The sequence below is a fragment of the Stenotrophomonas sp. AS012628 genome (genome assembly GCF_010608305.1).
In the GTDB taxonomy this organism is placed as follows: Bacteria; Pseudomonadota; Gammaproteobacteria; order Xanthomonadales; family Xanthomonadaceae; genus Stenotrophomonas; species Stenotrophomonas geniculata.
In genome coordinates this window covers 21,618-45,847 of record NZ_VMBJ01000040.1, presented here as the reverse complement: position 1 = coordinate 45,847, position 24,230 = coordinate 21,618, and the positions used below count along the sequence as shown (strand labels likewise).

Genomic DNA, 24,230 nt, shown 5'->3' with positions numbered 1-24,230 from the left:
TCCCACGGATAGCCCGCTGTTGCTGTTGCTGTTGCTTCGGCCTCTGCAGGTGCAGGGCTGCAAGCCCTGCCGACCAACCCCTTGATTTCGGGACAATCAGCCATACCCCTTGGCGAGGCCGCACGCGCTGGCGCGGCATTGCACATGGAGCCCTATCGATGACCGACACCATCCAGACCGAAACCCTTGGCTTCCAGACCGAAGTCAAGCAGCTGCTGCAGCTGATGATCCACTCGCTGTACTCCAACAAGGAAATCTTCCTCCGCGAGCTGGTCTCCAACGCCGCCGACGCCGCCGACAAGCTGCGCTTCGAGGCCCTGACCCAGCCGGCCCTGCTGGAAGGCGACAGCGAACTGCGCGTGCGCGTCAGCTTCGATCCGACCGCCCACACCATCACCATCGAAGACAACGGCATCGGCATGAGCCGCGCCGAAGCCATCGCCCACCTGGGCACCATCGCCAAGTCGGGCACCGGCGACTTCCTGCGCCAGCTGTCCGGCGACCAGAAGAAGGATTCGCAGCTGATCGGCCAGTTCGGCGTCGGCTTCTACAGCGCCTTCATCGTCGCCGACGAAGTCGAAGTGACCTCGCGCCGCGCCGGCCTGGCCGCAGCCGAAGGCGTGCGCTGGACCTCGCGTGGCGAAGGCGATTTCGAGGTCGCCACCATCGACAAGGCCGAGCGCGGCACCCGCATCGTCCTGCACCTGAAGGATGGCGAGCACGACTTCGCCGATGGCTGGCGCCTGCGCAGCATCCTCAAGAAGTACTCGGACCACATCGGCCTGCCGATCCAGATGCTGAAGGAAGGTGGCGAAGAAGGCGCTGCGGTCGAATGGGAGACCGTCAACCGCGCCAGCGCGCTGTGGACCCGCCCGCGCACCGAAATCAGCGACGCCGAATACACCGAGTTCTACAAGCATGTGGCGCACGACCATAGCGACCCGCTGGCGTGGAGCCACAACAAGGTCGAAGGCAAGCTGGAGTACACCTCGCTGCTGTACGTGCCCGGCCGCGCGCCGTTCGACCTGTACCACCGCGACGCGCCCAAGGGCCTGAAGCTGTACGTGCAGCGCGTGTTCGTGATGGACCAGGCCGAGCAGTTCCTGCCGCTGTACCTGCGCTTCATCAAGGGCGTGGTCGATTCCAACGACCTGTCGCTGAACGTCTCGCGCGAAATCCTGCAGTCCGGCCCGGTCATCGATTCGATGAAGGCGGCGCTGACCAAGCGCTCGCTGGACATGCTGGAGAAGCTGGCCGCCGACAAGCCGGAGCAGTACGCCACGTTCTGGAAGGAATTCGGCCAGGTGCTGAAGGAAGGCCCGGCCGAGGACTACAACAACCGCGAGAAGGTGGCCGGCCTGCTGCGCTTCGCCTCCACCCGCGGCGAGGCCGATGCGCAGACCGTGTCGCTGGCCGACTACATCGGCCGCATGACCGAAGGCCAGGACAAGATCTATTACCTGACCGGCGAGAGCTACAGCCAGGTGCGCAACAGCCCACACCTTGAAGTGTTCCGCAAGAAGGGCGTGGAAGTACTGCTGCTGACCGACCGCATCGACGAGTGGCTGATGGGCTACCTGACCGATTTCGACGGCAAGGGCTTCGTCGACATCGCCCGTGGCGACCTCGACCTGGGCGCGCTGGAAACCGAAGCGGACAAGCAGGAGCAGGAAGCGGCAGCGAAGGACAAGCAGGGCCTGGTCGAGCGCCTGAAGACGGTGCTGGGCGATGACGTGGCCGAAGTGCGCGTGTCGCACCGCCTGACCGATTCGCCGGCGGTGCTGGCCATCGGCGAACAGGACCTGGGCCTGCAGATGCGCCAGATCCTGGAAGCCAGTGGGCAGAAGGTGCCGGACAGCAAGCCGGTACTGGAGATCAACCCGGGTCATCCGCTGATCGCCAAGCTGGATGCCGAAGCCGACGGCGCACGTTTCGACGACCTGGGCCGGGTGCTGTTCGACCAGGCCGCACTGGCCGCCGGCGACAGCCTGAAGGACCCGGGCGCCTATGTGGCGCGCCTGAACAAGCTGCTGCTGGAGCTGTCGGCCTGATCGAGGCGGTGGTCGCCGGGCATGGCCCGGCGGTGCCTTGGTAGAGGCCCACCTTGGTTGGCGCCCCAATAGCGTGCCAACCAAGGTTGGCACCTACCAGGGCGGGTCAAGCATGCCAACCAGGGGTGGCAGCCACCAGGGGCGGCGGTTCGCGCCTGCCGAGGGGGTTCAGGCTTCGCGATCCAGCAGCGAGCCCAGCATCTGGTCCTGGCGGCGGATCACCGTGGCATTGGCGGCGAAGGCCACCACCTCGGCTTTCGCTGCCAGAAGATCACCCAGCGGCGCGGCGGAATCGGTGCCGGTGGGAATCACCGAGGCCTGCACCCCACCCTGCTCGGCGGCACTGCGCTGCAACTGGAGGCGCCGGGCATCGGGGGTCGCCAGGTTGGCCACGTTGTGCGCGGCCACCTGCACGCCCTGCTGGGCCGCACGCATCCCGCCGAGGGCGATTCCCATCACGTTGTTCATGGCGGTCTCCGGGCCGCACTGCGCAGCCCTCCGGACCGGTTAACGGCCGGCAGGCCGCGACCTTGAGTCCACATCGGCCCGACAGGCCCGAGTGGTAGCATATCCCTCTGATTTCAGCGCCTTTTGCCAATGCTCAGTTTTTTCCGCCGCAAGAAGCCCCAGGATGCCCCCGCAGCGGAGGCACCCAAGACCCAGCACTACTCGGCTGAAGAGCTGGCGGCGGCGTTCCCGTCGGCCGCACCGGTCGAGGACAAAGAGCCTGCACCGGTAGCCGTACCGGCCGCGCCTGCGCCGGTCGAGCCGCCGCCGGTAGCCGTCGTTCCGGTCGCTGTCGAGCCTACCCCTGTGGTTCCGGCTCCGGTCGTTCCCGCTCCGAGCGCTCCGCAACCGGCTGCCCGGATCGACGTCGCCCCGGTGGCGGCCCCGGCCATCGAACCGGCACCCGCACCACTGCCTGAGCCCACCCCGGCACCGGTCACCGACGACCTGCCTGCCGCCGCCTCGGTTGACGCCGTTCCGGCGCCTGCCGGCAAGCCCGGCTGGCGCGAGCGCCTGCGCAACAGCGTCATCGCGCGCAGCTTCGGTGGCCTGTTCTCGCGCAATCCCAAGCTCGACGACGACCTGCTCGACGAGCTGGAAACTGCATTGATCACCGCAGATGTCGGCGTAGGTGCCACCACCGATCTGGTCGAGGGCCTGCGCAAGCGCATGAAGTCGCGCGAGTTCGCCGACGCCAATGCACTGCTGGCCGCGCTGCGCGCCGAGCTGATCGCGATCCTGCAGCCGGTGGCCAAGCCGCTGGTGATCGACCGCACTGCCAAGCCCTTCGTGGTGCTGACCGTCGGCGTCAACGGCGTCGGCAAGACCACCACCATCGGCAAGCTGGCCAAGCGCTTCAAGGACGAAGGCCACAGCCTGATGCTGGCCGCCGGTGACACCTTCCGCGCCGCCGCCGTGGCCCAGTTGCAGGCCTGGGGCGAGCGCAATGGCGTGGCCGTGGTCGCCCAGGGGCAGAACGCCGATGCCGCTTCGGTGGCGTTCGACGCACTGCAGGCCGGCAAGGCCCGCGGCACCTCGGTGCTGATCGCCGATACCGCCGGCCGCCTGCATACCCAGTCCGGCCTGATGAACGAGCTGGGCAAGATCCGCCGCGTGCTCGGCAAGATCGACCCCACCGCACCGCACGAAGTGCTGATGGTGATCGACGGCACCACCGGCCAGAACGCGCTGTCGCAGCTGCGCCAGTTCAATGCCGCAGTGAACGTGACCGGCCTGGTGGTGACCAAGCTGGACGGCACCGCCAAGGGCGGCGTGGTGTTCGCGCTGGCCCGCGAGTTCGGCATTCCGATCCGCTTTGCCGGCATCGGCGAGCGCCCGGAAGACCTGCGCGTGTTCGACCCGGAAGCCTTCGTCGACGCCCTGCTGCCCGAAGCGCTGGGCGCCTGATACACCGCGCAGCCACCGCAATCTGGTGCAGCCACCCATGGGGTGGCTCTACCAGGTGGCTGCCCTCCTCGGGAACACCAATGCCCCGCCAGCCGCACGCCAGCGCCGAGACTGCAGAACGGGACGACTTCGTCGCCCGCCTGCTGCACTGGTTCGACGACCACGGCCGCCACGACTTGCCCTGGCAACATCCGCGCAGCCCCTACCGGGTCTGGTTGTCGGAAATCATGCTGCAGCAGACCCAGGTGGCCACGGTCATCCCGTACTTCCAGCGGTTCCTGCAGCACTTCCCGACCCTGCCCGACCTCGCCGCCGCCAGCAACGACGCGGTGATGGCGCAGTGGGCCGGGCTCGGCTACTACGCCCGTGCACGCAACCTGCATGCCGCTGCAAAGCGCTGCGTGGAACTGCACGACGGCGACCTGCCGCGCGATTTCGATGCACTGCACGCCCTGCCCGGCATCGGCCGCAGCACTGCCGGCGCGATCCTCAGCCAGGCCTGGAACGACCCGTTCGCGATCCTCGATGGCAACGTCAAGCGCGTGCTCAGCCGCTACCACGGCGTCGAGGGCTTCCCCGGCCTGCCAGCCATCGAGAAGCAGATGTGGGCCATCGCCGAGGCGCACGTGGCGCAGGTGCCGGCCGGGCGCATGGCCGACTACACCCAGGCACAGATGGATCTGGGCGCGACCGTATGCAGCCGCGCCAAACCGGCCTGCGTGATCTGTCCGCTGCAGGACGCGTGCGTGGCGCGCCGCGAAGGCCGCACTGCTGAACTACCCACGCCCAAGCCCAGCAAGACCCTGCCCGAGCGCGAAGCAGTGGCCCTGCTGCTGCGCGACGCCCAGCAGCGCGTGCTGCTGCAGAAGCGGCCGGACACCGGCATCTGGGCGCAGCTGTGGACGCTGCCGCAGGCCGACGCCGGCAGTGTGCTGCAGGACTGGTTCGATGCGCATGTTGAAGGTTCGCTGGAAGACGCCGAGGAGCTGCCCGTGCTGCAGCACACCTTCAGCCATTACAAGCTGCACCTGCAGGTACTGTCGCGGCAGGTGCACGGCCTGCGCGTGGAAGAACCCACGCTGCGCTGGGTGGCTGCCGACGAACTGCCCGCGCTGGGCCTTCCGGCGCCGATCCGCAAGCTGCTCGATGGCGCCACGATCAAGACGCCGAAACGAACCTCCAAGAAATCCCGCAACCACGAGTGAGTGCCATGCCCCGAACCGTCTTCTGCCAGTACGAACAACGCGATGCCGAGGGTCTGGACTTCGTGCCCTACCCCGGTGAGCTGGGCCAGCGCATCTTCAACAACATCGGCAAGCAGGCCTGGGCCGCGTGGCTGGCGCACCAGACCATGCTGATCAACGAGAACCGGCTGTCACCGCGCACGCCGGAGCATCGCGCGTTCCTTGAAGGCGAACTGGTCAAGTTCCTGTTCGAGAAGGACGCGGAGAAGCCCGCAGGCTTCGTTCCGGAAGCCTGACCTGCCGGTAGCGCCGGGCCATGCCCGGCGTCCAGGCATCCGCCGGGCATGGCCCGGCGCTACCCGTTTATTTCCCGGATTCCTCGCGCTCCTGCACCTGCGCCTGGCGCAGCTCCTGTTCGGAAGCACGCAGCGCCTTCACGTCCAGCTTGCGGATGCTGTTGATGAAGCACGGCATGCGCGGGCCGCCGGTGGGGTCGCGCACCAGCACCTTGTCAAAGCGCGCCGAGACACGGTTCATCTGGCTGGTCAGGCCGATGGCGGTGGCATACGGCAGGTCCTGGCAGGGGCCTCTCAGCTCCAGCAGGTAGGCCTCGCTGGGACGCGTCCACACCGCCAGCGCGCTGTCACCCAGCTCGGTCCAGCCATTGAGGGTGCCGAAGAACTGCATGTCGTTCTGCGGCGCACCGGCGTGGGCACGGTAAAGGTCAAGCTTCTCGGCGCTGCTGAGCCGGCCGGTGGTGGCACAGGCGGCCAGGGCCAGGCAGAGGCCGGCCAGCAGAAGCGGGGTCTTCATGGCGATCTCCTCGGGGAACTGTCGCCATCATGCGCCTGGCCTGGCAATGCCGGCGCGACGGCCGACGGCCCCATTCAGGCGCCGGTCGGCGGTCGACCAAGGTCGACCTCTGCCAAAGCGGGTCCAGAACGTCGGATTCCGGTAGTCGCCAACCTTGGTTGGCGCTTGCCCTGCAGGAGCAGCCGACCAAGGCCGGCTTCTACCAGAGTCCGTCCGACCGCTCAGACGTCGGCGTGGGCCAGTGCGTGCAGGCGCCCTTCGCGCAGTTCCAGCACCCGGTCCAGGCGACGCGCCAGGCTGCGGTCATGGGTTACCAGCACCAGGCTGGTGTGACGTGCACGATTCAGCTCCAGCATCAGCTCGAACACCGTTGCAGCGGTGCGGTCATCCAGGTTGCCGGTCGGCTCGTCACCGAGCACGCAGGCCGGATGATTGACCAGTGCCCGCGCCACCGCAGCACGCTGGCGCTCACCACCGGACAGCTCGCCCGGCTTGTGGTCCAGGCGATGGCCGAGGCCGACCGCTTCCAGCAGCGTGGTGGCCCGGCTGCTCGCTTCTGCGACCGCAGTGCCAGCCAGCAGTACCGGCATCATCACGTTTTCCAGCGCGGTGAACTCCGGCAGCAGGTGATGGAACTGGTAGACGAAGCCCAGCGCCTGGTTGCGCAGCAGGCCGCGCGCGGTGTCCGACAGCGCCGACATGCGCTGGCCGGTCACATAGACCTCGCCGGCGGTGGGAATGTCCAGGCCACCCAGCAGGTGCAGCAGCGTGCTCTTGCCGGCGCCGGAGGCACCGATGATCGCCACCGTCTCGCCGGCGGTCACGGTCAGGTCCAGGCCATCGAACACCGGGGTCTGCATGCGCCCTTCGGCGTAGGTCTTGCCCAGTGCTTCGGCGCGGATCACTTCATCGCCGCGGTTGAAGACCTTATTCATAACGCAGGGCCTCCGCCGGCTGGGTGCGTGCTGCCCGCCAAGCGGGGTACAGGGTGGCCAGGAAGCTCATCAGCAGCGCGACCACGGTGATCGCCACTACGTCGCCGGTCTGCATGTCGGTCGGCAGGCCGGTGATGTAGTACACATCCTCCGGCAGCAGCTTGACGTTGAAGACGCTCTCGATGGCGCCGAGGATGCGCTCCAGGTTGAGGGTCAGGGTAATGCCGCCGATCAGGCCGGCCAGCGTGCCGAAGATACCGATCAGCGAACCCTGCACCATGAACACCTGCATCACCCCGCCAGGAGTCAGGCCAAGGGTGCGCAGGATGGCGATGTCGGCCTGCTTGTCGGTCACCAGCATGACCTGCGAGGACACCAGGTTGAAGGCACCCATGGCGATGATCAGCGACAGCAGGATGCCCATCACCACCTTCTCCATGCGCAGCGAGTGGTAGAGGTTGGCGTTCTGCTGGGTCCAGTCACTCACGCGGTAAGCACCGCCGAGGCTCTGCGCCAGGTCCACGCCCACTTCCAGCGAGCGGTCCATGTCGTGCAGTTTCAGGCGCACGCCGGTGGCACCATCGCTGCGCAGCACGCGCTCCAGGTCCTGCATGTTGGCAAAGCCGACGCCACGATCGACCTCGTTGTAGCCGGCCTCGAAGATGCCGCTGACGGTGAAGCGCTTCATCCGTGGCACCGCGCCGGCAGGCGTGCCCTGCACTTCTGCAAAGGTCACCAGCACCTGGTCGCCGACGTCCACGCCCAGCCAGAGCGCCAGCTCCTTGCCCAGCAGCACGTTGAAGCTGCCCGGCGTGAGGCTGTCATAGCTGCCCTTGGTGATCTTCTTGTCGATCACCGACACCTTCGGCTCCAGCGCCGGATCGATGCCCTGGATGATCGCACCCTGCACGCGCGGACCGCTGATCATCGACTGGATCTCGATGTACGGCGCGGCACCGGCCACGCGCGGATCCTTGTTGGCCACGTCGACCACCCGCATCCAGTCCGGCATCGGCTCGCCGTCACGGCTGATGGTGGTGTGCGCGGTCATCTGCAACAGGCGGCTGCGGATTTCCTTCTGGAAACCGCTCATCACCGCCAGGGTGGTGATCAGCACCGTGACGCCGAGCGCGATGCCCAGGATCGATGCCATCGAGATGAAGGAGATGAAGCCGTTGCGGCGCTTGGCGCGCAGGTAGCGCAGGCCGATGGCCACGGGGATGGGTTTGAACATGCAGGCACGCCGGTCAATTCAGCTTATGGTGCCATCGACCGGGGCCGACGGGAAACGCTGCGTGCGGCGACGGCCAGTCGCAGTTCACGTCGCTGCCCGGAATCGAGCACATCCGGCCAGAACAGCAGGCGCCGTCGGCGCCGATCCTCACGCCACAGCAACAGCAGCCAGGGGCCGCGCACGACCAGTTGTGGCGCATCGACGTCCTGCCCGGCCACCTGCAGCGGCTCGGACGGTACCGGCAGAAGCACCTGCACGCGTGGCCTGCGCTGGCGCCAGGCCAGTTCGGCCAACCCGATGCCCCAGGCCAGCAACACCGCGGGCATCAACAGCCGCGGCGGCAGATCCGATGCGCGCAGCAGCCAGGGTGCGGCCAGCAGCACCGCCAGCTGGGCGGCGGCCTGCAGCCGTGAGGGCCGCCACTCAAGGCTTGAGGGCGAGGATCTTCTGCATGAGGGGGATTGCGTGCGCATGCGGGCAGGCCTCATAACCCATGAACCAGCGCCACAACTTATCGTCCTCGCAGTCGAGCAGGAACAGGAAAACCTCGCGCTCTTCGGTCGGCGCAGTGCTCCATTCGTGGTCGAGGTAGCGCCCGAACAGCTGGTCCAGCTCGCGCATGCCGCGGCGGCAGCGCCAGCGCAGCTTCTTCAGCAGAACGTCTTCTTCCATCGTGCTTCTCCAGACACAGCAAAGCCACGCATGGCGTGGCTCTACTGGGGTCATGCAACTACCCTGCGCCGTATCAGGCGCGGCGTTCCATCATCAGCTTCTTGATCTCGGCGATCGCCAACGCCGGGTTCAGGCCCTTCGGGCAGGTCCGGGCGCAGTTCATGATGGTGTGGCAGCGGTACAGCTTGAACGGATCTTCCAGGTCGTCCAGGCGCGCACCGGTGTCCTCATCGCGCGAATCGATGATCCAGCGGTAGGCCTGCAGCAGGATCGCCGGGCCCAGGTAACGCTCGCCGTTCCACCAGTAGCTCGGGCAGCTGGTCGAGCAGCAGGCGCACAGGATGCACTCGTACAGGCCGTCCAGCTTCTTGCGGTCTTCCGGCGACTGCAGGCGCTCGCGGTCCGGCGGTGCCGGGGTCTGGGTGCGGATCCACGGCTTGATCGAGGCGTACTGCGCGTAGAAGTGGGTCAGGTCCGGAACCAGATCCTTGACCACGTTCATGTGCGGCAGCGGGTAGATCGGCACTTCCTTCTTGCCGCAGTCCGAGATGGCTCGGGTGCAGGCCAGGGTATTGGTGCCGTCGATGTTCATCGCGCACGAACCACAGATACCTTCGCGGCAGGAGCGGCGGAAGGTCAGGGTCGGATCGATCTCGTTCTTGATCTTGATCAGTGCGTCCAGGACCATCGGGCCACAGGCGTCCAGATCGACTTCATAGGTATCGGTGCGCGGGTTGCTGTCGTCGTCCGGACTCCAGCGGTAGATCTTGAAGGTGCGCACGTTCTTGCCGCCGTTCTTGACGGGGAAGTGCTTGCCCTTCGTGATCTTGGAATTCTTGGGGAGTGAAAACTCGGCCATGGCTGCTCTCGTTGGCTCAGGCGGCCCGCGCCCTTGGGCGCGGATTGCATGGTAGGCGGGGTCGGATCAGTACACGCGCGGCTTCGGCGGCACCACGGACACGTCGTCGGTCAACGTGTACATGTGCACCGGACGGTAGTCGAAGCTGCACTTGCCCTTCTCGTCGACGCTGACCAGGGTGTGCTTCTGCCAGTTGACGTCGTCGCGGTCCGGGAAGTCCTCGTGCGCATGCGCGCCGCGGCTTTCCTTGCGCTGTTCGGCCGAGTTGATCGTCGCCACCGCGTTGAGCAGCAGGTTGTTCAGCTCGTAGGTCTCGATCAGGTCCGAGTTCCACACCAGCGAACGGTCGGAGACCTTCACGTCCTGGAACGAATCGAAGATCTTGTCCATCTTCTCGCAGCCTTCCTTCAGCGTCTGGCTGGTGCGGAAGACGGCGGCGTCGGCCTGCATGGTGCGCTGCATGCGATCGCGGATGACCGAGGTCGGGGTATCGCCGTTGGCGTGGCGCAGCTTGTCCAGCAGGCCCAGCGCCTTGTCGCAGGCATCAGACGCCAGCGGCTTGTGCGACGCGCCCGGCTTGATGGTCTCGGCGCAGCGGTTGGCCACCGCACGGCCGAACACCACCAGGTCCAGCAGCGAGTTCGAGCCCAGTCGGTTGGCGCCGTGCACGGAGACGCAGGCCGCTTCACCGATCGCGTACAGGCCCGGCACTACGGCATTGTCGTTGTCGCCGACCTTCTGCACCACTTCGCCGTGGTAGTTGGTCGGGATGCCGCCCATGTTGTAGTGCACGGTCGGGATGACCGGGATCGGCTGCTTGTGCACGTCGACGCCGGCGAAGATGCGGGCGCTTTCGGCGATGCCCGGCAGCTTGTCGTCGATCACGCCCGGGCCGAGGTGGGTCAGGTCGAGCAGGATGTGATCCTTGTGCTCGCCGACGCCGCGGCCTTCGCGGATCTCGATGGTCATCGAACGGCTGACCACGTCGCGCGAGGCCAGATCCTTGTAGTGCGGTGCGTAGCGCTCCATGAAGCGCTCGCCGCTGCTGTTGCGCAGGATGCCACCTTCACCGCGGACACCCTCGGTGATCAGGCAACCGGCGCCGTAGATGCCGGTCGGGTGGAACTGCACGAACTCCATGTCCTGCATGGCGATGCCGGCGCGCATGGCCAGGCCGCCACCGTCGCCGGTGCAGGTGTGCGCCGAGGTGGCGCTGAAGTAGGCACGGCCGTAGCCGCCGGTGGCCAGCACCACGCCCTGGGCGCGGAACAGGTGCAGCGTGCCGTCGGACATGTCCAGGGCCAGCACGCCGCGGCAGGCGCCTTCGTCGTCGAAGATCAGGTCGAGCGCGAAGTACTCGATCATGAAGCGCGCGTCGTGCTTCAGCGACTGCTGGTACAGGGTGTGCAGCATCGCGTGGCCGGTACGGTCGGCCGCCGCGCAGGTACGCTGCGCCGCCGGGCCTTCGCCGTACTTGGTGGTCATGCCACCGAACGGGCGCTGGTAGATCTTGCCTTCGGCGGTGCGCGAGAACGGCACGCCGTAGTGTTCGAGTTCGATGATGGCCGGGATGGCCTCACGGCACATGTATTCGATCGCGTCCTGGTCGCCCAGCCAGTCCGACCCCTTGATGGTGTCGAAGAAGTGGTAGCGCCAGTCGTCCTCGCCCATGTTGCCGAGTGCGGCCGAGATACCGCCCTGGGCGGCAACGGTGTGCGAACGGGTCGGGAAGACCTTGGTCAGGCACACGGTCTGCAGGCCCTTGGCGGCCAGGCCGAACGTGGCGCGCAGGCCGGCGCCGCCGGCGCCGACCACGACCATGTCGTACTTGTGTTCGGTGATCTTGTAAGCGGACATCTAATCTGGATTCCTGTGTTGGTGCCTGGGCTCAGGCAACGCCGAGGGCGATGCGGCCCACCGCAAACACACTGACGATCATGCCGAGCACGGCGACGAACTTCACCGCGGTCTGCAGCACCAGGGCCAGCAGCGATTCGTGGATGTAGTCTTCCAGCACGACCTGCATGCCGAGCTGCGCGTGCCAGAACATGGCGATCAGCAGGCCGATCAGCGGCACTGCGTTCCACGGCTTGGCCACGGCGGCGGCGGCGGTCGCGTAGTCCGAGCCCAGCAGGCCCAGCACGAAGACCAGGAACCAGATGCCCAGCACCACGAGCGCGGCGGCGGTCAGGCGCTGGTGCACGAAGTGCTCGGTGCCGGTCTTGGCCGAGCCAAGGCCGCGCACGTTCTTCAGCGGGGTACGGAACTTGCTCACGCGGCACCTCCGAACATCACATAGGCCCACACCAGCAGGGTGATCACCAGGCTGCCGGTGACCGACAGCCAGCTGCTGCGGATGAAGGCGGGGATGCTGAAGCCGATAGCGAAGTCCTGCACCACGTGGCGGATGCCATTGCACAGGTGATAGGCGAACGACCATGTCCACGCGAACAGGAACACGCGGCCATACCAGGCCCCGGCATGGCCGGTGAAGCAGTTCCAGGACTCGGGCCCCATCATCAGGGCCAGCAGGCCGGCGGCGATGATGAGGGCACCAACAGACAGAAAGACGCCAGTGGCTCGATGCAGGATCGAGGTGGCCATCTGAATCTGCCAGCGATACACCTGAAGGTGCGGGGAAAGTGGGCGTTGTCTGGTCGCCATTCGCTGGGCTCGTTGTCTCGGCTGGGCGGCACACGGCCGCGTTGGCTCAATGCTGATCAGAAATCGATGCAGCGTCCGTTTTTCTCCCAATCGCCATACCGCACCGGATCAAGTCCGCCGCGGCCGCCGAATTCCTCTGCTTTTTCCTGTTCCACGGGCACGGGTGCCGCGGGGACCAGCGGGGCTTCAGATTCGTCGTCGGGAGTGGGGGTTGTTTGGCCTATCATGTTCGGTCTCGCAACGCACAAATTTTAGACCTCGTTCACGTGCCTGACAACCTGCCCCCTGCTTTCGTCGGATATCCGCGCCTGCCCGGCCACCAGTTGCTGAGCCTGCAGGGCACGGATGCGGCCGTTTTCGCCCACGCCCAGTTCAGCGGCGACGTCACTGCCCTGCCCCTGCTGCACTGGCAGTGGAGCGCCTGGCTGAGCGCAAAAGGCCGCACCCTGGCGGTGTTCCAGCTGCTTCGGCTGGCCGACGACCACGTGATGCTGGTGCTGGCCGACGGCGATGCCGATGCGATTGCGTCGCAACTGCAGCGCTTCGTGTTCCGTCGCAAGGTGAAGGTGCAGGTGCGCAGCGATCTGGCGGTGGCCGGCGCCTTCACCGCGCCCGAAGCCGCCAGCGGCGCCGCGATTGCGCACGCCGCTGCGGACGGCTGGGAACTTGACCTGGGCAGCGATGCGCTGCCGCGCAGCCTGCGCATTGGCGCAGCTGATGCCTTTGCCGCCGGCAGCGAAACCGATGAGGCCGCTTTCGCCCTGGCCTGGCGCCAGGCCGACCTGCGCTACGGGTTGCCGCGACTGGAAGAAAGCCAGCGCGAAGTGTGGACCCCCCAGCAGCTGGGCCTGGACCGCCTGAACGGCTACAGCGTGAAGAAGGGCTGCTATCCCGGCCAGGAAATCGTCGCGCGCACCCACTTCCTCGGCAAGGCCAAGCGCGCGGTGCAGCTGCTGCATGCCGCAGCACCGGCGCAGGCCGGCGATGGCGTGCAGCAGGACGGCGCAGCGCTGGGCACGATTGCCAGCGTGGCCGGTGAGCTGGCGCTGGCGGTGCTGCCGCTGGAGGCCAGCGACGCCGAGCTGCAGGTGGGTGGTGCGGTGGCGCAGCGTGTGCCGCTACTGGATGGATTGGCGCGCTGAGGTTCACGCCGGGCACGGCCCGGCGCTACCGCCGCCATGGCGGGTGCGGACCGTTGGTCCGCACTGCAACGAAGCAGCCGAGCGTGGGTTCGGCTCTACAGAGTCAGAGCCGCTCGCCGGTTTCCGGGTTGAAGAAATGCAACCCCTGCGGGTGGATCGCCACGCGGATCTGCTCGCCCACCGCCGGCAGCGCCTGCGGCGCCACGCGCATGGTCAGCGCATGCTGGCCACTGCTGAGGTTGACGAAGATCTCGTTGCCGACCGGCTCAATGCCTTCGATGCGCGCAGTGAACGCATGCGCATCATCGGCGGCCGCCGGCTGCAGGTGCTCCGGCCGCACACCCACCGCGATCGGCTTCTGCAACCACGCTGGATCGATCGTGGCCTGGCCCAGCGGTGCACGCCATTCGCCGTCGACCACGGTCACGCCACCGGCGTCGCCCTGCAGCGTGCCACGCAGCACGTTCATCGCCGGGCTGCCGAGGAAGCCGGCCACGAACAGGTTGGCCGGGCGGTCGTACAGCGCCATCGGCGTATCGATCTGCTGGATGATGCCGTCCTTCAGCACCACGATGCGCTGGCCCAAGGTCATCGCTTCAACCTGGTCGTGCGTCACGTAGATCATGGTGGTGCCCAGCTTGCGGTGCAGCTGCGCGATTTCGGTGCGCACGCTATGGCGCAGCTTGGCATCCAGATTGGACAGCGGTTCGTCGAGCAGGAACACCGCCGGCTCGCGCACCAGTGCACGGCCCAGCGCAACACGCTGGCGCTGGCCACCGGACATCGCCTTGGGCAGCTTGTCCATCATCTCGGTCAGGCCCAGCGTCTGCGCCGCCTCGGCGATGCGCTTGTCGATGGTCGCCTTGTCATGCCCGCGCAGCTTCAGGCCGAAGGCCAGGTTCTCGGCCACGGTCATGTGCGGGTACAGCGCGTAGCTCTGGAAGACCATGGCGATGTCGCGGTCCTTCGGCGCCACGTCGTTGACCACGCGATCACCGATGGTCAGCGTGCCGCCGCTGATTTCTTCAAGGCCAGCCACCATCCGCAGCAGGGTCGACTTGCCACAGCCGGACGGACCGACCAGCACCATCAGCTCGCCATCGGCGACCTCGAAGCTGGCGTCCTTCACCGCGACCTGGCCGTTGTCATAGACCTTGCGCACACCCTGCAACTGCACTTTTGCCATATCACCTATCCGGTCCGCCCGAAGCCGGGCTGTCTTTTGGGACTGCCTCGGCCCTCCCGATGGCAGTGATGATTGCGCGCTTGCCGCATGACGGCGAGCACTGCAATCGAATACAGTTGCCCATTCTGCCATGTAAACGTTTTCACGTGGCACTATCCGATGATCGGTGCGCACCGATCTGCGTCGGCGGTTGAACGAAGCTTCCGCCGCGGCAGTGGTTTCGAATGGAACGGTCTTCCGCCACCCCGGAGATCGCCCCTGACGAACCTCGGACAGGCAGTTGCGCGGATGTCCCCCGAACCCAGCCATGAAGCGATTGACAACGATGTCACCCGGATCTGAAACTCGAGCGATGCACGACACCCTCTTCCTGTTCGGTGCCACAGGTGATCTGGCCCAGCGCTACCTGTTCCCTTCGCTGCTTCGCCTGCTTGGCGACGGCCTGCTGCCGGAGGACTTCCGCATCCGTGCGCTGGCCCTGTCCGGGCATGACACCGAAGCCTTCCATGACATCCTGCGGCCGCGCCTGCAGCAGGCCATGCCGATGGCCACGCAGGACGACATCAGCGCCCTGCTGCGCCGCATCGACTACCGTTCGGTGGACCTGCGCGACGTCGACTCGGTTGCCGCCGCGGTCTCCGACCTGGTGCACCGCAAGTGCGTCAGCTACCTGGCCATCCCGCCGGGCCTGTACATCTCCACCTGCGAAGGCCTGGCCAAGGGCGGCGCACTTGCCGCACCGGCACGCCTGATGCTGGAGAAGCCGATCGGCAGCGACAGCGAGAGCGCCGAGGAAATCATTAGCACCATCGGCCAGTGGATCGACGAGGACCGCGTGTTCCGCCTCGACCACTACCTGGGCAAGGCGGCAGTGCAGAACCTGATCGCGCTGCGCTTCGGCAATACGCTGCTGGAGGCAGTGTGGAACCGCAACTACATCGAATCGGTGCACATCCTGGTGGCCGAGAGCGAAGGCGTGGATGGCCGCGACGCCTACTACGCCCGCTCCGGCGCGCTGCGCGACATGGTGCAGAGCCACATCCTGCAGCTGCTGTGCATGGTGGCGATGGAACCGCCGGCGTCGCTGGAAGCCGACCGCATCCGCGACGAGAAGGTCAAGGTGCTGCGCGCCCTGCGTCCGCTTGATGCCAAGCACGCCGCGCGTGACAGCATCCGCGGCCGCTACACCGCCGGCACCATCAACGGCCAGCCGGCACAGGCCTACCAGCCGCCGGAAGGCAGCGACGTGGAGACCTTCGCCGGTGTCACCGCGCACATCGACAACTGGCGCTGGAGCGGCGTGCCGTTCCACCTGGTCACCGGCAAGCGCCTGCCCGAGCGCACCACCCGCGTGGTGGTCACGCTGAAGCCGGTCACCCACTGGCTGTTCGAGCGCCCGCAGCGCGCGCAGGCCGCACCAAACCGCCTGGTGTTCCAGCTGCAGCCGCAGGAAAACATCGAACTGGGCCTGATGAGCAGCCTGGCCGGCCCGGAATGGGGCGCGCTGGAACTGCACCCGCTGGAGCTGGAGCTGTCGGTGCCGACCGGCCTGCACCGCCGCATCGCGTACGAGCGCCTGTTCCTGGATGCGTTCAACGGCAACCACACGCTGTTCGTGCGCGATGACGAAGTGCGCGCCGCCTGGGCGTGGATCGACAGCGTGGCCGATGCCTGGAAGGACGCCAAGCTGCCGCTGGAGCCCTACCCCGCCGGCCAATGGGGCCCGAGCAATGCGGGCGAGTTCCTGCCGCAGGGCGTGGACGCGCCGGACAGCGGAGCCTCGGCATGAGTGCCAGCTCGCAGCCGGTGCTGGTCGCCGACATCGGCGGCACCAACGCCCGCTTCGCCCTGGCCGACACCTCGCAGGACGCACCGCTGCAGAAGGACAGCATCCGCGAGTACGCGGTGGCGGAGTTCCCATCGCTGGGTGATGCCGCGCGCCACCATCTGGAACAGATCGGCGCCACCGCCAGCCGCGGCGTGTTCGCAGTGGCCGGTCGCGTTGATGGTGACGAAGCGCGCATCACCAACCATCCGTGGGTGATCTCGCGCAGCCGCACCGCAGCGATGCTCGGGTTCGACGAACTGCACCTGATCAACGATTTCGCCGCACAGGCGATGGCGATTTCACTGCTGCAGCCCGATGACGTGGTCCAGGTCGGTGGTGCCGCCTGGGTGCCGGGCAAGCCGGGCCAGCCGCGCAACTACGCGGTGATCGGCCCGGGTACCGGCCTGGGTGTCGGTGGCCTGATCCTGCGCCACGGACGCTGCTATCCGCTGGAAACCGAAGGCGGCCATGTCAGCTTCCCGCCGGGAACTCCGGAGGAGATCCGCATCCTGGAAATCCTGTCCGAGCAGTTCGGCCGCGTCTCCAACGAGCGACTGATCTGCGGCCCGGGCCTGGTCAACATCCATCGCGCGGTGTGCGAGATGGCCGGTATCGATCCCGGCCAGCTGCAGCCGGTGGACGTGACCGCCCGTGCCCTGCATGGCGATCCGCAGGCAATGCGCACCGTGGACGTGTTCTGCGCGGTGTTCGGCGCCATTGCCGGCGACCTGGTACTGACCCAGGGTGCCTGGGATGGCGTGTTCCTGACCGGCGGTCTGACTCCGAAGATGCTCGATTCGCTGCAGCACTCTGGTTTCCGCCAGCGCTTCGAACACAAGGGGCGGTTCTCTTCGATCATGGCGCGCGTTCCCTCGTTGGCCGTGATGCATCCCCACGCCGGATTGCTGGGCGCCGCCGCCTATGCAGCCGACGCCGAACGTGACGCACCTGGAGTTGCCGCATGAGTCCCACCTTCCACGACGACCGCATCGAGTTCATCAGCCACGGCGATGCCGACGGCTGGATCGAGGCAGTGGCCGCCGATATGGCGCAGACCCTCAACCACGACATCAACGAAGTGGGCCGCGCCCGCATCCTGTTGTCCGGCGGCACCACGCCGGCGCCGGTCTACCAGGCGCTGGCCGAGTTGGACGTGCACTGGGACCGGGTGGAAGTGAGCCTGGCCGACGAGCGCTGGCTGTCGCCGCAGGATCGCGACAGCAACGCCTGGCTGGTGCGCGAGCACCTGCTCAAGCGCGCCGAAGGTGCGCATTTCGATCCGCTGGTACGGATCGGAAAGCCGCTGCCGGAATGCGTTTACACCGCCAACCTGCAGGCCCAGCACAGCCAGCCGCCGAGCCTGGTGGCACTGGGCATGGGCAACGACGGCCACACCGCCTCGCTGTTCCCGGGCTCGAAGGACCTGGCCCGCGCACTGGAAAGCACCCTGCCCTACGCGGCACTGGACGCCACCGGCTGCCCGGGCGCGAACCAGTGGCCGCTGCGCATCACGCTGACCCCGCACGGGCTGGGCCAGTGCCGCCAGCGCCTGCTGCTGCTGCGCGGCAAGCAGAAGCTGCAGGTGCTGCGCCAGGCGCTGGACAGCAACGACGCCCAGCAGTACCCGATCCTCAATGCAATCAACCTGGACGGCGCGCGCCTGCGCGTGCACTGGGCTGATTGATGTCGGCGGCGGCGCCGCGCCGCCGCTTGCCTCTCGCCACCACGAACGCCGGTAGCCAATGAGCCTCCATCCGCAACTGCAAGCCATCACTGAGCGTGTCATCCGCCGCAGCGCCGCCTCGCGTGCCGCCTATCTGGCCGCGATCGATGCCTCCCTGCGTGAGGGCCCGTTCCGCAGCCGCCTGAGCTGCGGCAACCTCGCCCACGGATTCGCCGCCTGCGGCGGCACCGACAAGAGCCGCCTGCGCGGTGGCGTGACGCCGAACCTGGGCATCATCACCGCGTACAACGACATGCTGTCGGCGCACCAGCCGTTCGAGACCTATCCCGAGCAGATCCGCGAGATCGCCCGCGAGCTGGGCGCCACCGCACAGGTGGCCGGCGGCGTGCCGGCGATGTGCGACGGCGTCACCCAGGGCCGAGGCGGCATGGAACTGTCGCTGTTCTCGCGCGATGTGATCGCACAGGCGACCGCCATCGGGCTCAGCCACGACATGTTCGACACCACCGTCTACCTCGGTGTGTGCGACAAGATCGTGCCGGGCCTGCTGATCGGTGCACTGGCCTTCGGCCACCTGCCGGCGGTGTTCGTGCCGGCCGGCCCGATGACCCCGGGCATTCCGAACAAGCAGAAGGCCGAAGTGCGCGAACGCTACGCCGCCGGCGAAGCGACCCGCGAAGAGCTTCTGGAAGCCGAGTCCGCGTCGTACCATGGCGCTGGCACCTGCACCTTCTACGGCACCGCCAATTCCAACCAGGTGCTGCTGGAAGCGATGGGCGTGCAGCTGCCGGGTGCGTCGTTCGTCAACCCGGGCACGCCGCTGCGTGATGCACTGACCCGCGAAGCCACCGAACGTGCGCTGGACATCACCGCGCTGGGCGATGACTTCCGTCCGCTGGGCCGGATCATCGACGAGCGCGCGATCATCAACGCGGTCATCGCGCTGATGGCAACCGGTGGGTCGACCAATCACACCATCCATTGGATCGCCGTGGCACGCGCCGCCGGCATCGTGCTGACCTGGGACGACTTCGACGAGCTGTCGCAGCTGATCCCGCTGCTGGCCCGCGTCTATCCGAACGGCGACGCCGACGTGAACCGCTTCGCTGCGGCCGGCGGCCCGGCGTTCGTGTTCGGCGAGCTGATCAAGGCGGGCCTGATGCACGGCGACCTCGTGAGCGTCGCGCGTGGCGGCATGGCCGACTATGCGCGCGAGCCGCAGCTGCGCGACGGCCAGCTGGTCTATCTGCCGGGCCTGGAACGCAGCGCCGATGACGAAGTAGTGCGCGGTGTCGACAACCCGTTCGAACACCAAGGCGGCCTGCGCCTGCTGCGCGGCAACCTGGGCAAGTCGCTGATCAAGCTGTCGGCGGTGAAGCCGCAGTACCGCACGATCGAAGCACCGGCGGTGGTGGTGGATGCACCACAGGTTTTGAACAAGCTGCACGCCGGTGGCCTGCTGCCGCAGGATTTTGTGGCGGTGGTGCGATACCAGGGCCCGCGTGCGAACGGCATGCCCGAACTGCATTCGCTGGCGCCGCTGCTGGGCCTGCTGCAGAACCAGGGCCGGCGTGTGGCACTGGTCACCGACGGCCGCCTGTCCGGCGCCTCGGGCAAGATTCCGGCGGCGATCCACGTGACGCCAGAAGCGGCGCGCGGTGGCCCGCTGGCCAAAGTGCGCGAAGGCGACATGATCCGCCTGGATGGCGAGGCCGGCACGCTGGAAGTGCTGGTGGATGCGGCGGAATGGGCAGCACGTCCGCTGGCGCCGAACACCGCGCCGGCCGCGCATGACCTGGGCCGCAATCTGTTTGCGATCAACCGTCGCATGGTGGGTCCGGCCGACCAGGGGGCGATTTCGATTTCGTGTGGACCGGCGGCGGCCGATGGTGGGCCGTGGGATTACGACGCGGAGTACGAGCTGGGGCATGATGCCGCGGCGGCGGCGGCACCGCATGAGGCGAAGGACGCCTGAAGCGAAAAGCCGCGGCAGGCTTCCCGGCCTGGGCAGTAGAGCGCCCTGGCCCGGACACGCCGTAAACCCATCCATGGGGGCTCGATCGCGGCATCCATGCCGCTCACGGTCCCGGCCAGGGCGCTCTACTGCCCTTGGACAATTCCCGGCGCGTCATCTGCGCTGCGGCCACTGAATCAAGAAGAGCAAAGGCAAGGGCAAAAGCATGGGTATCGAACAACATCAGGTGAAGGCGGCGGAGCTGTTGCATGCGGCGGGCATCCTGCCGGTGGTGACGATTCATACGCTGGACCAGGCGCGGGCGGTCAGTGCGGCGCTGCTGGAAGGTGGCCTGCCGGCCATCGAGCTGACGCTGCGGACACCGGTGGCGATGGAAGCGCTGGCGATGCTCAAGCGCGAGCTGCCGGATGTGGTGGTGGGCGCGGGCACGGTGCTGACCGTGGAGCAGATGCAGCAGTCGATCGATGCGGGCGCGGACTTCCTGGTGACGCCTGGTACGCCGCCGGCGCTGGCCGATGCATTGGCCGCTGCGCCGCTACCGGTGGTGCCGGGTGCGGCCACGCCGACCGAGCTTCTGTCGCTCTATGCGCGCGGCTTCCGCGTGTGCAAGCTGTTCCCGGCCACGGCCGTGGGTGGCCTGGCGATGATCAAGGGCCTGGCCGGCCCGGTCGCCGACCTGAAGCTGTGCCCGACCGGCGGCATCACCGAAAACACCGCCGCCGAGTACCTCGAACAGAAGAACGTGGTCTGCATCGGCGGTTCGTGGATGGTGCCGGGCAACTGGATCGCCGACGGCGAATGGGACAAGGTGCGCGCCAGCGCCGCCGACGCGGCGAAGATCATCAAGCGCGTCCGCGGCCACTGAGCCCGACGCAGCTGTAGAGCCGAGCCCACGCTTGGCTCCACGCCAGCGGAATGGAAAGCAGCCGAGCATGGGCTCGGCTCTACAGGGCCAGCATCCAGAGCGCGCGCAGCGCGCGACCCGCTTCCTGCTCTTCCTTCTTCATTCCGCGGTGGACGCGCACGGAACCTGTCCGTGGCCCTGCGGAGGGATTGCGCAGGGGCGTAAGCGCCATGGATGGCGCGCCCGAGCCTCCAGGGATGGATTCACGGCGTCCCCTGCGCAATCCCTCCGCAGGGCCAATCCCACGAATCCTGCCGCACACCGCGAGGGGCTCAGCCGTTGGCCGAATCCCTTACAGCGGCCGTGCCGGATCCACCAGCCCGTATTGGCTGGCCATCCGCGCCAACGCGATGTTGTCGTGGATCCCCATCTTCTCGAACAACCGCGCCTTATGCGTGTTCACCGTCTTCGCGCTCAGGCTCAGACGGCGGGCGATGTCTTCCTGGCGCAGGCCCTGGGTCAGCAGCAACGCCACTTCCAGCTCGCGCGGCGACAGGCTGTCGAACGGCGAACCGTTGCCTTCCACCGTCGATAGCGCCAGGTTCTGCGCGATGCTGGTACCCAGGTAGCGACGGCCACCGGCCACGTCGCGCACCGCGCGCAGCAGTTCCTGCGCATCGCAGCCCTTGCCGATGTAGCCGGCAGCACCAGCTTCGAGCAGCCGCTTCGGCAGCGGGCCATCTTCCAGCACCGACACGATCACCACGCGGGTATTGCGGTGGCTGCGCACGATGCGCTCGGTCACTTCCATGCCGCTCACACCCGGCAGATGCAGGTCGCACAGCACTACGTCCGGCAGCAGCTGGCGGACCTCGCGCAGCGCGTCCTCGCCGGTCTCGGCTTCGCCCACCACCTCGATGTCGGTTTCCCCCGACAGAATCATCTTCATACCGGTGCGGACCAGTGCGTGGTCATCCACCAGGTAGACTCGAATCGTCATTCACGTACCTCTTCGAATGCGGCCATTGCAGGTCAAGCTAGGTGGGGTGCCGATACCCCTGCAAGCGCGTTCGGAATGCGACCCCGGCAATCTGCCCTGCGCATCACAGTACCGCGCGTTGTGCTTGCCCCCTGTCTTGCAGAACCTGCTGCAACGAAACAACTGATCTATCACGTAGATGTCCCTCAAGGGCCATCCACGTCAATCCCCCTGTGATGATGCTTCGCTGGCCTTCGCTGGCGGCGGGCCGTGACGTCGCCAAGGGTGCCGGCGACTGAACATGACCAGATAGCACCCTACCACCCAAACCAGCGCGGCACACCATCCGGCCAGGATATCGGAGGGGTAATGCACCCCCAGATAGACCCGGGACACGCTGACCAGCAGGCTGAATGCCGGCGCCAGCAGCAGCACCGGCCAGCGCCAGCGGGTGTTCCAGGCCAGCAGTACCAGGGTCACCGCCAGGGTCATCGAGCCCATCGCGTGGCCGCTGGGGAAGCTGAACGTCGATTCCGGCGCGATCGATTCCCACAGGCTGGGGCGCTGGCGCTGGAAGAAGTGCTTGCTGCCCATGTTCAGCAGCGCCGAGCCGACGAAGCTGACCGCCACGAAGGTGGCCTCGCGCCAACGCCGGTAGCCCAGGAGCGCGCCGATGATCAGCACGTCGGCCGGGATCAGGAACCATTCGTAGCCCAGTTTGGAGATGAGCACGAAGAAGCGGTCCAGCAGCGGCGAATGCAGGCCATGCATCTGCCACAGCAGCGGCGCGTCGAAATGGAACGATTCAAACTCGTGCACCTCGTCAGCCAGGGCGACGAAGCCGGCCAGCGGCAGCAACACACCGCCGAACAGCAGGACCAGGCGCCAGGCGTTGCGCGCCATCCAGTGGCGGAAGCCGGAGGCGGACTCCGGTGCAGCGAGGATCGCAGGCTTATCCGGCGCTTCGGACATACGTGTGTTCGACGTAATCGTCGATCAGGGCGACGAACTCCTGGGCGATGTTGTCGCCACGCAGGGTCACCTTCTTCTCGCCATCGACGAACACCGGCGCTGCAGGCGTTTCACCCGTGCCCGGCAACGAGATACCGATGTTGGCATGGCGCGACTCACCCGGCCCGTTGACGATGCAGCCCATCACCGCCAGGGTCATGTTCTCTGCACCCGGGTGCTGGATCTTCCACAGCGGCATCTTCTCGCGCACGTGGTTCTGCACCACCTTGGCCAGCTCCTGGAAGAACTCGGAGGTGGTGCGGCCGCAGCCCGGGCAGGCCGTGACCAGTGGCGTGAAGGCACGCTGGCCGGTGGTCTGCAGCAGTTCCTGGGCGACGATCACTTCCTGCGTGCGCGACTGGCCCGGTTCCGGGGTCAGCGAGATGCGGATCGTGTCTCCGATGCCTTCCTGCAGCAGCACGCTCAGCGCCGCGGACGAGGCGACGATGCCCTTGCTGCCGATGCCGGCCTCGGTCAGGCCCAGGTGCAGGGCGAAATCCGAGCGCTGGGCCAGGTCGCGGTACACCGCGATCAGCTCCTGCACGCCGCTGACCTTGGCCGACAGCACGATGCGGTCGCGCGGCAAGCCGAGTTCCACCGCCTGCTCGGCCGAATCCAGCGCCGAGCGGATCAGCGCCTCGCGCAGCACACGGCCGGCGTCCCAGGGCTGTTCGCGCAGGTTGTTCTCGTCCATCAGCTTCGCCGCCAGGACCTGGTCCAGCGAGCCCCAGTTGGCGCCGATGCGCACCGGCTTGTTGTAGCGGATCGCGAACTCGATCAGCTGGGCGAACTGCAGGTCCTTTTTCTTGCCGAAGCCGACGTTGCCCGGGTTGATGCGGTACTTGGCCAGCGCTTCAGCACACGCCGGCTCGGCGGTCAGCAGCTGGTGGCCGTTGTAGTGGAAGTCACCGATCAGCGGCACGTCGATGCCCATCATCGCCAGCTTGTCGACGATGCGCGGGATCGCCGCAGCGGCTTCAACGGTGTTGACGGTCAAACGCACCATTTCCGAACCCGCACGCCACAGCTCGGCCACCTGCTTCACGCTGGAGGCCACGTCGGACGTGTCGGTGTTGGTCATCGACTGCACCACCACCGGCTTGCCTCCACCTACGGTGACCCCGCCGATCTGCACGGCGTGGGTCTGGCGGCGGGGCCAGGAGGTGGCATCGGAGGGGGGAGTCGGGCGGGTGACGGCGTCGTGCATGGGCGCATTCTACCGCCCGCTCCCGCATTCCGGGTGACTCGCATTCAG

The 24,230-nt window shown here is 67.1% G+C and carries 25 protein-coding genes; 10 read left to right on the top strand and 15 right to left on the bottom strand.

Annotation, left to right across the window (positions count from 1 at the left end):
* Positions 1-158: 158 nt before the first annotated feature.
* Entirely contained in the window at positions 159-2,051 is a 1,893-nt protein-coding gene (gene htpG / locus G5A07_RS16410; protein WP_191863622.1) for a molecular chaperone HtpG, read from the top strand.
* A gap of 168 nt (positions 2,052-2,219) precedes the next feature.
* Here the strand turns inward: htpG and G5A07_RS16405 are convergent, their stop codons facing one another.
* Positions 2,220-2,519 carry a hypothetical protein gene (locus tag G5A07_RS16405; protein WP_191863621.1) on the bottom strand — a complete coding sequence of 100 codons (300 nt, stop codon included), beginning with the start codon at positions 2,517-2,519 and terminating at the stop codon, positions 2,220-2,222.
* Positions 2,520-2,648: 129 nt separating this feature from the next.
* Here G5A07_RS16405 and ftsY point away from each other — a divergent pair, with 129 nt between their 5' ends.
* From ftsY to G5A07_RS16390, 3 genes are all read left to right on the top strand, one after another.
* Positions 2,649-3,965: a signal recognition particle-docking protein FtsY gene (gene ftsY, locus G5A07_RS16400; RefSeq protein ID WP_191863620.1), complete on the top strand. Its 1,317-nt coding sequence runs from the start codon at positions 2,649-2,651 to the stop codon at positions 3,963-3,965.
* A gap of 80 nt (positions 3,966-4,045) precedes the next feature.
* On the top strand, positions 4,046-5,170 hold the full coding sequence (gene mutY, locus G5A07_RS16395; protein ID WP_191863619.1) for an A/G-specific adenine glycosylase: 1,125 nt from the start codon (positions 4,046-4,048) through the stop codon (positions 5,168-5,170).
* A 5-nt stretch (positions 5,171-5,175) separates the two neighbouring features.
* On the top strand, positions 5,176-5,445 hold the full coding sequence (locus G5A07_RS16390) for an oxidative damage protection protein (protein ID WP_019661206.1): 270 nt from the start codon (positions 5,176-5,178) through the stop codon (positions 5,443-5,445).
* Positions 5,446-5,512: 67 nt separating this feature from the next.
* On the opposite strand, the gene G5A07_RS16385 is transcribed toward G5A07_RS16390, so the two are convergent.
* The 10 genes from G5A07_RS16385 to G5A07_RS16340 form a co-directional block, all read right to left on the bottom strand.
* Positions 5,513-5,962: a DUF6491 family protein gene (locus G5A07_RS16385; RefSeq protein ID WP_019338334.1), complete on the bottom strand. Its 450-nt coding sequence runs from the start codon at positions 5,960-5,962 to the stop codon at positions 5,513-5,515.
* Between the two features lie 221 nt (positions 5,963-6,183).
* Positions 6,184-6,897 (bottom strand): lipoprotein-releasing ABC transporter ATP-binding protein LolD, encoded by a 714-nt coding sequence (lolD, locus tag G5A07_RS16380; RefSeq protein ID WP_005409083.1) that lies wholly within the window; start codon positions 6,895-6,897, stop codon positions 6,184-6,186.
* The gene (locus G5A07_RS16375; RefSeq protein WP_053442825.1) at positions 6,890-8,131 is read right to left on the bottom strand and encodes a lipoprotein-releasing ABC transporter permease subunit; all 1,242 of its coding nucleotides are present in this window, start codon (positions 8,129-8,131) and stop codon (positions 6,890-6,892) included. The genes lolD and G5A07_RS16375 overlap by 8 nt, the downstream gene beginning before the upstream one ends.
* Before the next feature lie 23 nt (positions 8,132-8,154).
* Positions 8,155-8,604, bottom strand: a complete 450-nt coding sequence (locus G5A07_RS16370) for a hypothetical protein (protein ID WP_029379940.1) — start codon at positions 8,602-8,604, stop codon at positions 8,155-8,157.
* Entirely contained in the window at positions 8,555-8,803 is a 249-nt protein-coding gene (locus G5A07_RS16365) for a succinate dehydrogenase assembly factor 2 (RefSeq protein WP_005409080.1), read from the bottom strand. Before G5A07_RS16365 ends, G5A07_RS16370 begins: the two co-directional genes overlap by 50 nt.
* A gap of 73 nt (positions 8,804-8,876) precedes the next feature.
* Positions 8,877-9,662 carry a succinate dehydrogenase iron-sulfur subunit gene (locus G5A07_RS16360; RefSeq protein ID WP_005409079.1) on the bottom strand — a complete coding sequence of 262 codons (786 nt, stop codon included), beginning with the start codon at positions 9,660-9,662 and terminating at the stop codon, positions 8,877-8,879.
* A 66-nt stretch (positions 9,663-9,728) separates the two neighbouring features.
* Positions 9,729-11,519 carry a succinate dehydrogenase flavoprotein subunit gene (sdhA, locus tag G5A07_RS16355; RefSeq protein ID WP_171954149.1) on the bottom strand — a complete coding sequence of 597 codons (1,791 nt, stop codon included), beginning with the start codon at positions 11,517-11,519 and terminating at the stop codon, positions 9,729-9,731.
* 31 nt (positions 11,520-11,550) lie between these two features.
* On the bottom strand, positions 11,551-11,937 hold the full coding sequence (gene sdhD / locus G5A07_RS16350) for a succinate dehydrogenase, hydrophobic membrane anchor protein (RefSeq protein ID WP_005409077.1): 387 nt from the start codon (positions 11,935-11,937) through the stop codon (positions 11,551-11,553).
* Positions 11,934-12,326, bottom strand: a complete 393-nt coding sequence (sdhC, locus tag G5A07_RS16345; protein ID WP_005409076.1) for a succinate dehydrogenase, cytochrome b556 subunit — start codon at positions 12,324-12,326, stop codon at positions 11,934-11,936. The genes sdhD and sdhC overlap by 4 nt, the downstream gene beginning before the upstream one ends.
* 56 nt (positions 12,327-12,382) lie before the next feature.
* Positions 12,383-12,553: a DUF1674 domain-containing protein gene (locus G5A07_RS16340; protein WP_005409075.1), complete on the bottom strand. Its 171-nt coding sequence runs from the start codon at positions 12,551-12,553 to the stop codon at positions 12,383-12,385.
* A 39-nt stretch (positions 12,554-12,592) separates the two neighbouring features.
* On the opposite strand from G5A07_RS16340, the gene G5A07_RS16335 reads away from it, so the two are divergent.
* Positions 12,593-13,468 carry a folate-binding protein YgfZ gene (locus G5A07_RS16335; RefSeq protein WP_191863618.1) on the top strand — a complete coding sequence of 292 codons (876 nt, stop codon included), beginning with the start codon at positions 12,593-12,595 and terminating at the stop codon, positions 13,466-13,468.
* Positions 13,469-13,571: 103 nt separating this feature from the next.
* On the opposite strand, the gene ugpC is transcribed toward G5A07_RS16335, so the two are convergent.
* Positions 13,572-14,654: a sn-glycerol-3-phosphate ABC transporter ATP-binding protein UgpC gene (gene ugpC, locus G5A07_RS16330; RefSeq protein ID WP_010484335.1), complete on the bottom strand. Its 1,083-nt coding sequence runs from the start codon at positions 14,652-14,654 to the stop codon at positions 13,572-13,574.
* A 352-nt stretch (positions 14,655-15,006) separates the two neighbouring features.
* Between ugpC and zwf the strand changes: the two genes are divergently transcribed.
* The 5 genes from zwf to eda all read left to right on the top strand — a co-directional run bounded on the left by zwf (position 15,007) and on the right by eda (position 21,006).
* A complete protein-coding gene (gene zwf, locus G5A07_RS16325; protein ID WP_010484333.1) occupies positions 15,007-16,443 on the top strand; it encodes a glucose-6-phosphate dehydrogenase in 1,437 nt (478 codons plus the stop codon).
* Positions 16,440-17,447, top strand: coding sequence for a glucokinase (glk, locus tag G5A07_RS16320; RefSeq protein WP_010484331.1), 1,008 nt, complete (start codon positions 16,440-16,442; stop codon positions 17,445-17,447). Before zwf ends, glk begins: the two co-directional genes overlap by 4 nt.
* Positions 17,444-18,166 (top strand): 6-phosphogluconolactonase, encoded by a 723-nt coding sequence (pgl, locus tag G5A07_RS16315; protein ID WP_191863617.1) that lies wholly within the window; start codon positions 17,444-17,446, stop codon positions 18,164-18,166. The genes glk and pgl overlap by 4 nt, the downstream gene beginning before the upstream one ends.
* A gap of 58 nt (positions 18,167-18,224) precedes the next feature.
* Positions 18,225-20,141, top strand: coding sequence for a phosphogluconate dehydratase (gene edd / locus G5A07_RS16310; protein WP_010484327.1), 1,917 nt, complete (start codon positions 18,225-18,227; stop codon positions 20,139-20,141).
* A 205-nt stretch (positions 20,142-20,346) separates the two neighbouring features.
* Positions 20,347-21,006 carry a bifunctional 4-hydroxy-2-oxoglutarate aldolase/2-dehydro-3-deoxy-phosphogluconate aldolase gene (eda, locus tag G5A07_RS16305; protein ID WP_049429315.1) on the top strand — a complete coding sequence of 220 codons (660 nt, stop codon included), beginning with the start codon at positions 20,347-20,349 and terminating at the stop codon, positions 21,004-21,006.
* 331 nt (positions 21,007-21,337) lie between these two features.
* Here the strand turns inward: eda and G5A07_RS16300 are convergent, their stop codons facing one another.
* From G5A07_RS16300 to ispG, 3 genes are all read right to left on the bottom strand, one after another.
* Entirely contained in the window at positions 21,338-21,985 is a 648-nt protein-coding gene (locus tag G5A07_RS16300) for a response regulator (RefSeq protein ID WP_004153112.1), read from the bottom strand.
* A gap of 201 nt (positions 21,986-22,186) precedes the next feature.
* A complete protein-coding gene (locus G5A07_RS16295) occupies positions 22,187-22,936 on the bottom strand; it encodes a phosphatase PAP2 family protein (RefSeq protein ID WP_010484323.1) in 750 nt (249 codons plus the stop codon).
* Positions 22,917-24,182: a flavodoxin-dependent (E)-4-hydroxy-3-methylbut-2-enyl-diphosphate synthase gene (gene ispG, locus G5A07_RS16290; RefSeq protein ID WP_191863616.1), complete on the bottom strand. Its 1,266-nt coding sequence runs from the start codon at positions 24,180-24,182 to the stop codon at positions 22,917-22,919. The genes G5A07_RS16295 and ispG overlap by 20 nt, the downstream gene beginning before the upstream one ends.
* Positions 24,183-24,230: the final 48 nt, after the last annotated feature.